A 13,727-nucleotide genomic window follows, 5' to 3' on the forward strand; every position below is an offset into this window, starting at 1 on the left:
AGGGGTGACCGGGCCGGGGCGCCCGGTCACTGCCTCGTGCCCTGCCCCTCGGTGCCCTTCCGGCCGGCTTCCTCCCGCTGTTCGCGTCCCCGCTCCCCCGCCCCGTCGGCGTGTCCGGTCGCGTTCCCGGTGGCGTTGCCCGCGGCGTTGTCGGTGGGGTTCCCGGCGTTGTCGGTGGGATTTCCCGCGGATCCCTCCGCGGGAGCGCCGTGGGTCTCCTCCGCCGGCGGCCCGTCCGTGGTGTCCTGCGGTGCCGGTTCGCTCTCCGCCGGACCGGACGGTGACTCGTCCGGTGTCTGCGGCTGGTGCTCCAGCGCCGCCCGCCCGTCTCCGGGCCCGCTCTGCTGATCGCCGTCCGCGGGCGTCCGGCCGGGCTCGGAGGACGTCGGCGGGCCGGACTCGCCCGGGACGGGGCCGCGGAGCGTGTCTCCCGGACCGGAGCCGAGGTGGAACCCGAGATAGCCCGCGGCCAGCAGGGCGGCGGCCGCGGCCGCGGCGACGGGCACCGCCGCCCGGCGGGAACGGCGGCCCCGCCCGGGCGGGGCCGGGGTCTCCGGGCTTCCCGGCTCAGCCGCCGCTGCCGCTGCCGTGGCCGTGGCGGCGGGGGCCGTGGCGGCGGCCACGGTGGCGGGTGCCACGGCCACCGTCTCCGCGGACTCCCCGGCGAGGAAGCGTGCCGTCTCCGCGGCGGTCGGGCGGGCGAGGGGGTCCTTCGCCAGCATCCGCAGCACGAAGCCCGCCAGGGCCGCGGGCACTCCCGAGCGCAGTTCGTCGGGGGACTGCGGCTGGGCGTTGACGTGCTGATAGGCGACGGCGGCCGGCTCGCCGAAGAACGGGGGGCGGCCGCACAGCGTCTCGTACAGCACGCAGCCCAGCGCGTAGACGTCGCTCGGCGGCCCGGAGTCCCGGCTCCGGAGGCGCTCCGGGGCGAGATAGGCGCTGGTGCCCAGGAGCGCGTTCTTCCGGGTCAGGGACGAGGAGGACGCGGTCGCCCGGGCGATGCCGAAGTCGGCGATCTTGACCGTGCCGTCGTCGGCCAGCAGCAGGTTGGCGGGCTTGATGTCCCGGTGCACCACGTCGCAGGCGTGGGCGGCGACCAGTCCGGTGGCGGCCTGTCCCACGACCCGGCGGGCCTCGCCGAGAGCGAGCGGGCCGTACGCCTCGAGTTCCTTCCGCAGGCTGTGTCCGGAGACCAGCTCCATCACCAGATAGCAGCGGCCGTCCTCGTCCCCGAAGTCGTACGCGGCGACCACGTTCGGATGGTTGAGCCGGGCGGAGATACGGGCCTCCTGGCGGAAGCGCTCCGCGGCGTCGTCCACCGCCGCGTGTTCGAGCAGCAGCTTGACGGCGACCTCACGTCCGAGTTCGGTGTCCTCGGCCCGCCACACCTCTCCCATGGCGCCGCGGCCGATCAGCTCCACCAAGCGGTACCGCTCAGCTGTCAGCACGACGTCGCCTCCTTCACCGGCTGCCGGAACGCGCGATGCCGGGCCCGGGCGCGCCCGGGAGCCCCGCCTGCGGGTGGAAGCGTGATTCTGCCCGCACCCCGCCCGTCCGGCGAGGGCGCGCGGCCGCAATTCCCACCGCGGCACCGCGGCGCCCAATCGTCACACAAATCCTGTGGACGGGGTGTGAAGTTTCCATGACCGGTATCTCCGGGGGAATGCGCGGCTACGAGTAACGGGTGCGGAGCGGAACTCGCAGTGAGGAATACGCGCGGGACGGAGCCGTCCGTGCGCCGGCACGGCGGAAAGCCGGGACGGCCGGCCGAAGAGGCGGAGCCGCCCGGCCCGGGAGTGACTGTCCCACCTTGCCTCCGGTACATCGCACCACAGCCGATTGGATCAGCATGAGCCACATACACGAGCCCGCCCCCCTGCCCACCCGGGAACCCGAACCCCGAGGTGAGACGGCGTCCCGCCGCACCGCTCTGGTCATCCACACGATCGCCGACATCGCCGCCGCTTTCCTCGGGCTCTGGATCCTGCTCCACCTCCTGGAGGCGAACGAGGGCAATGTGTTCGTGCAGTTCGTGGAGGCCGTGGCCGACTGGCTCGCCGGCTGGTCACAGGACATCTTCACCATGGAGAGCGAAAGCGTGCGTTTCGTTCTCAATTACGGCCTGCCCGCCGTCGTCTATCTCGCGGTCGGCCACGGCATAGCGGCGCGGCTCCGCCGGGCCTGACCGGACCGGACAGGCCCGGAACCGACAGGCCGGGAACCGGCAGGCCAGAACCGGCAGGCCCGGAACCGACAGGGCCGACCGGAACGGACGGGCCCGCGCCGGAGGCCGTTCGCGTGTGGATCGGGTGAACACCCGGCGCTTTTGCCGGGCGGATTTTCACCGGATCGATACGGTCCGCAAGGTTGCTCACGCGCAGCAGCTTTGCGGGCCGTATCGCCTTCTCGCGGCGCCCGCGCACCGAGCGGGGCTCCTGCACGGCATTTCCGGACGGGGCGTGGCTCCCATGCGGCGCTTGCGGACCGGGGCGCGGCTTCTGCGCGGCGCTTCCTCACTTCTTCTCCGCGGCGCTGCGGTATTCCTTCTCCGCGGCGCCGCCGCACGGCGCCGTGGCTTTCCCGCGGCTTCCCACGGTTTTCCCGCGGCTTCCCCAGGGCTTCCCCAGGGCTTGGCAGCGTTTCCCGTCGGCCCGTCGGCCCGTCGGCCCGTCGGCCCGTCGGCCCGTCGGGCCCGTCGCGCCTCGCGCCTCACTCCTTGCCGCCGTCGTCCCGGACACGGGCTTCCCGGGGTCGCGAGCACGCCGCCCCGGGGCCGTCAGCCCGAGCGCGCGAGGCCCTCCATCGCGATGCGCTCGAATATCTTCTCGTCGGCGGCGAACAGCGAGTCCTGGATCGGCCAGTGCAGCACGATCTCGGTGAAGCCCAACTCCGCGTGGCGTCCGGCGAAGTCCCGGAAGGCCTCGACGGAGTCCAGCGGACGGTCCGGTGTGAAGCCCGTGAGCAGGATCCTGTCCAGCTCCGCCGGGTCGCGCTCCACCTCGGCGCAGGCGTCGGCCAGGCGCTCCGTCTGGCGGCGGATCGCGGCCAGGGACTCGTCCGGGGTGCCCGTCTCGAAGACCTTCGGGTCGCCGGTCGTCACCCAGGCCTGCCCGTGCCGGGCGGCCAGCCGCAGCCCGCGCGGGCCCGTCGCCGCGACGGCGAACGGCAGCCGGGGGCGCTGGACACAGCCGGGGATGTTCCGCACCTCGTGGGCGGAGTAGAAGTCGCCCTCGTAGGAGACGACGTCCTCGGACAGCAGGCGGTCCAGCAGGGCGGTGAACTCCCCGAAGCGGTCGGCGCGCTCGCGCGGGGACCACGGGTCACGGCCGAGGGCGGTGGCGTCGAAGCCGGTGCCGCCCGCGCCGATGCCCAGGGTGACACGGCCGCCACTGATGTCGTCCAGGGAGATCAGCTCCTTGGCGAGGGTCACCGGGTGGCGGAAGTTCGGGGACGTCACCAGGGTCCCCAGGCGCATCCGCCGGGTCGCGGCCGCGGCGGCGGTGAGGGTCGGCAGGGCGCCGAACCAGGGGCCGTCGCGGAAGGTACGCCAGGACAGGTGGTCGTAGGTGTAAGCGGTGTGGAAGCCGAGCTCCTCGGCGCGGCGCCACACCTCACCGCCGCCCTCGTGCCAGCGGCGGACGGGCAGGATCACGGTGCTGAGGCGCGGTGGACGCGGAGAGGAAGCCATGGCGCCGAGCTTAGGACGGGGTCGTGACAGCCCGGGCCCCCGTCTGTGGAGAATCGTTTATGCACAGGCGCGCGGAAGCGCAAGACCCCAGAGGCGTCGTACCGGCGCACACCCCGGACGGCGTGTGCTGCTCCTCTGCGCGCCCCGTCGCACGCCTGTGCGCGCATATGCGGGAGGATGGAGCGGTGACGTCTGCTACCGAGCGGCCAGAGCCGCACCAACCGGATCCGCCCGGGTCCACCGGCCCGTCGGTCCGCGCCCCCCGGCCCGTACGGATGATCGCCACGGACCTCGACGGCACCCTGCTGCGCGACGACAAATCGGTCTCGCCCCGCACGGTCGCGGCCCTGGCCGCCGCGGAAGAGGCGGGTGTCGAGGTGTTCTTCGTCACCGGCCGGCCGGCCCGCTGGATGGACGTGGTCAGCGACCACGTGCACGGCCACGGCCTCGCCATCTGCGCCAACGGTGCCGCGGTCGTCGACCTGCACCGCGGCGGCGAGGTCCTGGAGGTCCGCCCGCTGCACCGCCCCGACGCCCTGGAGGTGGTCGCCGCGCTGCGCACGGCCGCGCCCGGCACCTCCTTCGCCGTCGAGCTGACCACCGGCATCCACTACGAGGCCGAATACCCGCCGTTCCACCTCGATCCCGGCGCCACGGTGGCCGCCGCCGAGAAGCTGCTGGCCGAGGACGCCCGGGACGCGGACCAGCCGGTGCTCAAACTGCTCGCGCACCACCCCGAGCTGACCCCGGACTCCTATCTGTCGCTCGCCCGGTCGGTGGCCGGCGCGCACGCCTCGTTCACCCGTTCCAGCCCCACCGCGCTGCTGGAGATCAGCGGACTCGGGGTCAGCAAGGCGTCGACACTCGCGCACTGCTGCGCCGAGCGCGGGATCGCGCCGGAGGAGGTGGTCGCATTCGGCGACATGCCCAACGACGTGGAGATGCTCACCTGGGCGGGCACCTCGTACGCCATGGCCAACGCGCATCCCGACGTGCTGGCGGCGACCTCGGCCCACACGGTCGCGAACAACGAGGACGGCGTGGCCGTCGTCATCGAACGGATCCTGGCCGGTCGCGGCTAGCGCGGGAACGCGGCGCCGGACGACGTGCCCGGCCGGGACGGCTCACGCAGTACCGGCCGCGGAGCCGGCTCACGGCCCGCGGTACGGGCTCACGGACCGCGGTACGGGTTCGCCCGGCGGGCACCGCAGTACCGGTTCGCCCGGCGGGCATCGCACGAACCGGCTCACGCGGTGGGGACCGACGCCGCCCGGCCGCCGCCGTGCGGGCTGCCCGTGCCGTTCGTGCCGTTCATGCGACCCGTGCCGCCCGTGCTGTCCGTGCTGTCCGTGCTGTTCGAGCGGTTCGTGCCGTCCGGGGCGCTCGCGCGGGCAGGTTGCGGAGCGTCCGGAGCGCCCGCCGCACCAGCACAGGCCTCCGCACCGGCCCCGTCCTCCGCACCGGCTCCGGCCCCCGCAGCCGCCCCCTCATTGTCCGCTCCCCCCGGCGGAATCCGCCGGTCGTCCGCTTCCCGCTCCCGGTCGAGCATCCGCCGGAACGGCCCGTCGGCCGCCGCCAGCGCGTCGTACGCACCGCGCTGCACGGCGCGCCCCGCCTCCAGGACGACGATCTCGTCGACCGCGTCGAGCCCCGCCAACCGGTGGGTGATGAGCACGGTGGCCCGGCCCTCGGTCGCGGCCAGCAGATCGGCCGTGAGGGCGTCCGCCGTGGCCAGGTCCAGGTGCTCGGCGGGCTCGTCCAGCACCAGTACGGGGAAGTCGGCGAGCAGCGCGCGGGCCAGCGCGAGGCGCTGCCGCTGGCCGCCGGAGAGCCGTGCGCCGTGCTCGCCGACCAGCGTGTCCAGCCCGTCGGGAAGCCCGTCGGCCCAGTCGAGCAGCCGGGCGCGCCGCAGCGCCGCGCGCAGTTCGGACTCGTCCGCGGCGGGCCGGGCGAGCCGGAGGTTCTCGCGCAGTGAACTGTCGAAGAGGTGGGCGTCCTGCGCGCACAGCCCGACCAGCCGGCGTACGGCGTCGCCGTCGAGCGCCGCGGCGTCGGTGCCCGCGAGGGTGTATGTGCCGGACTCGGCGTCGAGGAAGCGCAGCAGTACCTGGGCGAGGGTCGTCTTGCCCGAGCCGGAGGGTCCGACGACGGCGATCCGCCGTCCGGGGCCGAGATCCAGGCCGATCCCGTCGAGGGCGGGGGACCGCTGTCCCGGGTGGCGTGCCGTCAGGTTCCGTACGGCCAGCGGGAACGGTGTCGCGGGCGGTCCGGCCGGCCGCTCCGGTTCGCGTACGGGCTCGGGCGCGGTCAGCACCTCCTGCACCCGCCCGGCCGCCCGGTGGGCCCGCTGCCGGTAGCGCACGGCGAGCGGCAGCCCGGACACCGCCTCGAACGCCGCGAGCGGAGTGAGCACCACGACGGCGAGGGCCACCCCGGCGAGCCGCCCGTCGTGCACGGCCCGCACACCGGTCCAGGCCGACGCGGCCACGGTGAGCCCGCAGATCAGCGAGGCGAGCCCGGCCCCGGCCCCGGCGGCGGTCGCGGAGCGGGCCGCGAGAGAGGTGAGCAGCACGTCGGCGCGGCGTACGTCCTCCGTACGGGCGGGAAGGGCGCCGGCGACGGTCAGTTCGGCGGTGCCGGTCAGGAGGTCCAGCACTCGTACGGACAGGGCGCCGCGGGCCGGGGCCAGCCGGCGCTCGGCCCGCCGGGAGACCGCGGCCGAGAGCAGGGGCACCCCGGCCCCGGCGGCGAGCAGCCCGGCGGCGAGCACCGCCCCGGCCTCCGGCAGCAGCCAGGCCGTGAAGCCGACGGCGCCCGTGCCCACCAGGAGCGCCGCGCCGACCGGGAGCCGCCAGCGCAGGAAGTAGTCCTGCAACGAGTCGACGTCGGCGACGAGCCGTGACAGCAGGTCACCGCGGCGGGTGTCGCGGAGCCCGGCGGGGGCGAGCCGTTCGAGCCGCCGGAAGACGGCCACCCGGAGGTCGGCGAGCATGCGGAAGACGGCGTCGTGCGCCACGAGCCGCTCGGCGTAGCGGAAGACGGCCCGTCCGATGCCGAACGCCCGGGTCGCCGTGACGGCCACCATCAGATAGAGGATCGGGGGCTGCTCCGATGCCCGGGAGATCAGATAGCCGGACACGGCCATGAGCCCGACGGCGCTGCCCAGCGCGAGACTTCCGAGGAGCAGCGCCAGCGCGAACCGGCCGCGGCGTGCCTTGGCCATCCACCGCACCCGGCGCAACGGGTCACTGGCCCGGTCACCGCCGGTCCGGTCACCGCCGGCCCGGACAACGCGCGCCCGATCCGGGACCGCCGAGCCCGGGACCGCCGAACCCGGCACCCCGGAACTCGGTACCCCCGAGCCCGCGGCCCCCGAATCCGGGACCGTCGAGCCCGGGGTCGCCGAACCCGGCACCCCCGAGCCCGGGGTCGCCGAACCCGGCACCCCCGAGCCCGCGATCCCCGAACCCACGTCCGTCGAGCCGGGTACCACTGAATCCGGCACCCTCGAACCCGGTGCCACCGAACCCGGCGCCACCGGACCAGCGCTGTCCGCGTCCGCCGTCACCGCACGCGCGATCCCCCCGGCACCGTACGCGGCAGGTGATGCGGTGATCCGCTCCGGACGCGGACGGCCGGAGCCCTCCGGCGAGGGCCCGCCGGTCCTGCCGGCGGCGGACGGGGCAGGGATGACGGAGACCGGACCACGGATGACGGAGGCCGGGGCCGAGTCGGCGGGCCGGGGGAGGGCGACCACCCGGTCCGCGACCGCGAGCAGTGCGGGCCGGTGCACCGTCATCAGGACCGTGCGCCCCGCCGCGAGTCGCCGTACGGAGTCCACGACGGCCGACTCCGTCTCCCCGTCCAGGTTCGCGGTCGGCTCGTCCAGCAGCAGCACCGGCCGGTCCGCGAGGAACGCCCTGGCCAGCGCGATCCGCTGCCGCTGCCCGGCCGACAGCCCGGCGCCGCCCTCACCGATCGTCGCCTCCGGTCCGTCGGGAAGCTCCGATACGAAGCCGAGCGCGCCCGCGTCGCGCAGAGCGGCCCGTACCGCCGTGTCGTCGGCGTCCGGCACGGCCAGCCGTACGTTCTCGGCGATCGTCCCGGCGAAGAGGTAGGGATGCTGCGGTACCCAGGCGATCTGCCGCCGCCAGCTGTCCGGGGCGACCGTCCGCAGATCGGTGCCGTCGAGCAGCACCCGGCCGGCCGCGGGCTCCGCGAAACCGAGGACGGCGGCCAGCAGCGTCGACTTCCCGGCCCCGCTGGGTCCGGTCACGGCGACCGTCTCGCCGGGCGTGATCTCCAGCGTCGTCTCCGGCAGCGAAGGACCGGGGCGCCCGGGGTGCCGCACCACCAGCCCTTCGATCCGCAGGGCCGCCCGCCGCGCGTCGGGGGCCGGGAGGGGACCGGTCCGGGCCGAGTGGCCGGCACCGCACGACGCGGCACCGGGACCGCCCGCCGCCGGATCGTGGCTGCCCGACGCCGTACCGGAGCCGGCCGCCGGTGCCGTACCCGCACCGTTGACCGCGGCCCTTGAACCCCGCGCCCCCGAGCGGTCCGCCGTCCTCCCCGAGCCTTGCGCCTCCGAACCGTCCGCCTCCGAACCGTCCGCCTCCGAACCGTCCGCCCCCGAACCGTCCGCCCCCGAAGCTTCGACCCCCGAACCTGCACCCCCCGAGCCGTCCGCCGTCCTCTCCGAGCCCCGCGCCCCCGGATCTCCAGCCCCCGTGCCCGTCCCCGTCGGCTCCGTCTCCAGGACCGCGAACACCTCCTCCGCCGCGGCCACCCCCTCGGCGGCCGCGTGGTACTGCGCACCGACCTGCCGCAGCGGCAGATACGCCTCCGGCGCGAGAATCAGCACCACCAGCCCGGTGGTGAGGTCCAGATCGCCGTGGACCAGCCGCATGCCGATGCCGACGGCGACCAGGGCCACGGACAGCGTCGACAGCAGTTCGAGCGCGAAGGAGGACAGGAAGGCGACCCGCAGCGTGCGCAGCGTCGCCCGCCGGTAGTCGGCCGTGACGGCGCGGATCGAGTCGGCCTGCGCACGGGCCCGTCCGAAGACCTTCAGGGTGGGCAGACCGGCGACGACATCGAGGAAGTGCCCGGAGAGACGGGCGAGTTGGCGCCACTGCCGGTCCATCATCGAGCGCGTGGCCCAGCCGATCAGGACCATGAACACCGGTATCAGCGGGAGGGTGGCCACGATGACCGCCGCGGACACCCAGTCGTCCAGGACGATCCGGCTGAGCACGGCTGCCGGTACGACGACCGCCAGCCCGAGCTGGGGCAGATAGCGCGCGAAGTAGTCGTCCAGCGCGTCGACACCGCGGGTGGCCAGTGCCGACAGTTCACCGCTGCGCCGCGATCCCAGCCAGCCCGGTCCGAGGCGTGTGGCGTGCCGCAGCAGCCGCATCCGCAGCTCGGACTTGGCCGCCGCGCTCGCCCGGTGCGCGGCGAGTTCGGTCAGCCAGGACACGATGCCGCGCCCGGCGGACACGGCGACCAGCAAGAGCAGCTGGGTGTTCAGCGCGCCGGTGTCCAGGCCGCGCTGGAACGCCCCGACGACGATCTCGGCGAGCAGCACGGCCTGGGCCACGACCAGCCCCGCCCCGGCCAGCCCGAGCGCGACGACCGCCGCGAGGAAGACGCGGGTCGCGCGTGCGTAGCGCAGCAGTCGCGGGTCGACGGGTTTCACGTGAAACAACCTCCTCTTCCGGGTCCCAGCAGGCCGAGTCCCGGCGGGCCGAGTCGTCGGGGCGGACAGAGACTCAGTGCGCGTCCGCGATGTGCTGTGTGCCGATCCGCTTGCGGAAGACCCAGTAGGTCCAGCCCTGGTAGAGCATCACCAGCGGAGTCGCCACCGCGGCGCACCAGGTCATGATCTTCAGCGTGTACGGAGTGGAGGAGGCGTTGTCGACCGTCAGGCTCCACTCCTCGTTGAGCGAGGACGGCATGACGTCCGGGAACAGCACCAGGAAGAGCATGGCGACGGCGGCCACGATCGTGACCCCGGACAGAGCGAACGCCCAGCCCTCCCGGCCACGTGCGTTCATCACGATCGCCGCCACCAGCGCGACGGCGGCGACCAGCATCGCCGCGAGGCTCACCCCGTCACCGCCGTCCGCCTGCGTGAGGCCGAGGAAGGCGACCGCGAGCACGGCCGCGGCCGAGCCGACGCCCGTCGCCAGCCTGCGCGCCCGCACCCGGATGTCGCCGAGCGTCTTGAGCGCGATGAACACGGCCCCGTGGAAGGTGAAGAGGGTGAGCGTGACCGCGCCGCCGAGCAGGGCGTACGGGTTCAGCAGATCCAGCAGGCCGCCGGTGTACTCCATCCGGGCGTCGATCTCCACACCGCGCACGATGTTGCCGAAGGCCACGCCCCACAGCACGGCGGGCAGCAGCGAGCACCAGAAGATGGCGTGCTCCCAGTTGGTCTGCCAGCGGTCCTCGTCCCGCTTGTGCCGGTACTCGAAGGCGACACCGCGCACGATCAGGCAGACCAGGACGGCCAGCAGCGGCACGTAGAAACCGGAGAAGAGGGTGGCGTACCACTCGGGAAAGGCGGCGAAGGTGGCGCCGCCGGCGGCGATCAGCCAGACCTCGTTGCCGTCCCAGACCGGCCCGATGGTGTTGATGAGGACGCGCCGCTCCTTGCGGTTCCGGGCCAGTCCCTTGGTGAGCACACCGACCCCGAAGTCGAAGCCCTCCAGGAAGAAGTAGCCGGTCCACAGGACGGCGATGACGACGAACCAAAGATCGTTGAGTTCCATGCCTCGCTCCCCAGCAGTTCAGTACGAGAAGGCCGACGGTCAGTACGAGAAGGCCATCGGCCGGTCGGCCTCGGCGGCGCCGTCCCCGGAGCCGGAACCGGGGCCGGAACCGGGGCCGGGACCGGAGCGCGGGCCGCCGTGGCCGCCGATCCGGGTGGGCGGGTCGAGGTCGGCCGCGGTCAGCTCGGGCGGTCCGGCCTTGGCGTACTTCACCAGGAGCCGGACCTCGATCACCGCCAGCACCGCGTAGAGCAGGGTGAAGACGCTCATCGACAGCAGGACCTCGGCCTGGGAGGTGCCGGGGGAGACCGCGTCCTCGGTGCGCAGGACCCCGTAGACGACCCAGGGCTGCCGGCCCATCTCGGTGAAGATCCAGCCCCAGGAGCTGGCGATCAGCGGGAAACCGATGGTCAGCACGGCGACGCGCCAGTACCAGTCGGTCAGCGCGGGGCCGAGCGTCCGGCGGCGGGTGAGCGCGAGTCGCGGCACCTCGTCCTCGGTGGTACGGAGTTCCGGGGCGAGCCAGAGCCGCTTGCGGGTGAGATACAGGCCGGCGAGGCCGATGGCGAAGGAGGTCATGCCGAAGCCGATCATCCAGCGGAAGCCCCAGTAGGCGACGGGGATGTTGGGCCGGTAGTCGCCGGGGCCGTACCGCTCCTGCTCGGCCTCGTTGACGTCGTTGATGCCGGGGACCTCGGATTCCAGGTCGCCGTGCGCGAGGAAGGACAGCAGCCCCGGGATCTCGACGGCGACGTCGTTGTGGCCCTCGTCCACGTCCCCGTAGGCGAACACGGAGAACGGCGCCGGTGCCTCGCTCTCCCAGAGCGCCTCCGCCGAGGCCATCTTCATCGGCTGCTGCTCGAACATGACCTTGCTGAGCTGGTCGCCGCTGACCGCGGTGAGCAGGCCGCCGGCGACCAGCGTCACCAGCCCGAGGCGCAACGAGGTCCGCATCACCGGCACATGCCGCCCGCGCCGCAGATGGACGGCGGCGATGCCGGTCATGAAGGCACCGCCCGCCAGGAAGGCCGCGGTGAGGGTGTGGAAGACGACGACGAGCGTGGTGTCCTGGGTGAGCACCGCCAGGAAGTCGGTCAGCTCGGCCCGGCCGGTCCGCTCGTTGATGCGGTAGCCGACCGGGTGCTGCATCCAGGAGTTCGCCGCGAGGATGAAGTAGGCGGAGAGCACGGTGCCGATCGCGACCATCCACATGCATCCGGCGTGGATCCGCTTCGGCAGCTTGTCCCAGCCGAAGATCCACAGGCCGATGAAGGTCGACTCGAAGAAGAAGGCGATCAGGGCCTCGAAGGCAAGCGGGGCGCCGAAGACGTCCCCGACGAAGCGCGAGTAGTCGGACCAGTTCATGCCGAACTGGAACTCCTGCACGATCCCGGTGACCACGCCGAGGGCGATGTTGATCAGGAAGAGCTTGCCCCAGAACTTGGTCGCGCGGAGGTACTTCTCCTTGCCCGTCCGCACCCAGGCGGTCTCGAGCCCGGCCACCAGGGAGGCGAGGGAGATCGTCAGTGGGACGAAGAGGAAGTGGTAGACGGTGGTGATACCGAACTGCCAGCGGGCCAGCGTCTCGGGCGCCAGCGCCAGGGTCATGTCCGCGGTCACGGTCGTTGCTCCTCACATCGCTGCGAAACCGGCGCGACGTATCACCTGCTTCGTCCCGTACATACGGGGCAAAGCAGGTGCGCTTGTGAACGCGTTCACATTCACAAGCCCAGTATGCCGCACAGCTTTTCCGTAGATGTGACCGGGGGTGTGTGCCCTGTGACACACACCCCCGCAGACGCCGCGGACCGGCGGGCTCCGGTCGGCCCTCGGCCACGGCCGGCATGCCCGGGCAGTTGCCCGGCCGTGGTCAGGCAGTTGCCCGGCCACTGTGCGGCCGTGGTCAAGCCGTGCCCGGCCCTGTGTCGGTCCTGCTCCGGTTCCGGCCCGCGGGCCGCCGCGCGAAGCGCCTCGTAAACCGGCTCGCGAACGCCCCGCGAACCACCCCGTGAAACACCTCTCAAACCGCCCCGCGAACCACCCCGCGAGCCGCTTCCGGCCGGCACCCGCCGGTACCGCCCGCTACAGCTCCTTGCGGAACGCCTCGGCCGCGCCCAGCAGCAGGTCGTTCGCCTCCGCCTCGCCGACCGTGATCCGTACGCCCTCCCCCGGGAACGGGCGGACGACCACTCCGGCGCGCTCACAGGCCGCCGCGAACTCGGCCGTCCGCTCCCCCAGCCGCAGCCAGACGAAGTTCGCCTGCGACTCCGGCACCGTCCAGCCCTGTTCCCGCAGTGCCGCCGAGACCCGGTCCCGCTCCGTGACCAGCGCGTCGACCCGCTCCAGCAGGGCGGCCTCGCTGCGCAGCGACGCCACCGCGGCGTCCTGCGCCAGCTGGCTCACCCCGAAGGGCACCGCCGTCTTCCGCAGCGCCGCCGCGACCGGCTCGTGCGCCACCGCGAAGCCGACCCGCAGCCCGGCCAGCCCGTACGCCTTGGAGAAGGTGCGCAGCACACAGACGTTCGGCCGGTCCCGGTAGAGCTCGACGCCGTCCGGCACCGCGGGGTCACGGATGAACTCGCGGTAGGCCTCGTCCAGCACCACCAGGACGTTCCGCGGCACCCGGTCCAGGAACTCCTCCAGCTCCGCGCGCCGGACGACCGTGCCGGTCGGGTTGTTCGGGTTGCAGACGAAGACCAGCCGGGTGCGTTCGGTCACCGCGCGGGCGATCGCGTCCAGGTCGTGCACCTCGCCGCCGGTCAGCGGGACCTGGACGGACGAGGCGCCGGAGATCTGCGTGATGATGGGGTACGCCTCGAACGACCGCCAGGCGTAGATCACCTCGTCGCCGGGGCCCGCGGTCGCCTGGAGCAGCTGCTGGGCGACGCCCACCGATCCGGTGCCGGTCGCCAGGTGCGTGGCCGGCACGTCGAAGCGCTCCGACAGCTCCGCCATCAGGCCGCTGCACGCCATGTCCGGGTAGCGGTTGAAGGAACCGGCCGCGGCGATCGTGCTCTCCAGCACACCCGGCAGCGGGGGATACGGATTCTCGTTGGAGGACAGCTTGTACGTCACCGGCCCGTCACCGGCGGCGGCCGGCTTGCCCGGCTTGTACGTCGGGACACCCTCCAGCACCTCGCGCAGCTTCGGGCCCACCGGGGGCTCGGGGGTCTTCCCCCGGGAATCAGTGCTCACCGCAGTCCTCCTCGACCGTCCCGTCGTCGCCAATGCTGCATACCTTATGAGGATTGCGGCGCCGGGCCCAC

7 protein-coding genes and 1 pseudogene are annotated in these 13,727 nt (G+C 73.5%); 2 read left to right on the forward strand and 6 right to left on the reverse strand.

Features of this window, described 5'->3' with window-relative positions; all coding sequences use genetic code 11:
• Positions 1-26 precede the first annotated feature (26 nt).
• Entirely contained in the window at positions 27-1,448 is a 1,422-nt protein-coding gene (locus GCU69_RS26710; RefSeq protein ID WP_156207399.1) for a serine/threonine-protein kinase, read from the reverse strand.
• 401 nt (positions 1,449-1,849) lie between these two features.
• Here GCU69_RS26710 and GCU69_RS26715 point away from each other — a divergent pair, with 401 nt between their 5' ends.
• A complete protein-coding gene (locus GCU69_RS26715; protein ID WP_107644910.1) occupies positions 1,850-2,185 on the forward strand; it encodes a hypothetical protein in 336 nt (111 codons plus the stop codon).
• 591 nt (positions 2,186-2,776) lie between these two features.
• Here GCU69_RS26715 and GCU69_RS26720 read toward each other — a convergent pair.
• The gene (locus tag GCU69_RS26720; protein ID WP_156207400.1) at positions 2,777-3,688 is read right to left on the reverse strand and encodes an LLM class flavin-dependent oxidoreductase; all 912 of its coding nucleotides are present in this window, start codon (positions 3,686-3,688) and stop codon (positions 2,777-2,779) included.
• A 167-nt stretch (positions 3,689-3,855) separates the two neighbouring features.
• On the opposite strand from GCU69_RS26720, the gene GCU69_RS26725 reads away from it, so the two are divergent.
• On the forward strand, positions 3,856-4,770 hold the full coding sequence (locus GCU69_RS26725) for an HAD family hydrolase (RefSeq protein WP_098752915.1): 915 nt from the start codon (positions 3,856-3,858) through the stop codon (positions 4,768-4,770).
• Between the two features lie 476 nt (positions 4,771-5,246).
• Here the strand turns inward: GCU69_RS26725 and cydC are convergent.
• The 4 genes and pseudogenes from cydC to hisC all read right to left on the reverse strand — a co-directional run.
• Positions 5,247-9,386, reverse strand: a pseudogene (gene cydC / locus GCU69_RS26730) (thiol reductant ABC exporter subunit CydC); the annotation flags it as partial.
• 73 nt (positions 9,387-9,459) lie between these two features.
• Positions 9,460-10,461: a cytochrome d ubiquinol oxidase subunit II gene (gene cydB, locus GCU69_RS26735; protein ID WP_156207401.1), complete on the reverse strand. Its 1,002-nt coding sequence runs from the start codon at positions 10,459-10,461 to the stop codon at positions 9,460-9,462.
• A 39-nt stretch (positions 10,462-10,500) separates the two neighbouring features.
• On the reverse strand, positions 10,501-12,069 hold the full coding sequence (locus GCU69_RS26740; protein ID WP_156207413.1) for a cytochrome ubiquinol oxidase subunit I: 1,569 nt from the start codon (positions 12,067-12,069) through the stop codon (positions 10,501-10,503).
• Between the two features lie 474 nt (positions 12,070-12,543).
• Positions 12,544-13,617 (reverse strand): histidinol-phosphate transaminase, encoded by a 1,074-nt coding sequence (gene hisC, locus GCU69_RS26745; RefSeq protein ID WP_098752920.1) that lies wholly within the window; start codon positions 13,615-13,617, stop codon positions 12,544-12,546.
• Positions 13,618-13,727: the final 110 nt, after the last annotated feature.

Source organism: Streptomyces lycii (genome assembly GCF_009735685.1).
GTDB classification, from domain to species: Bacteria; Actinomycetota; Actinomycetes; order Streptomycetales; family Streptomycetaceae; genus Streptomyces; species Streptomyces lycii.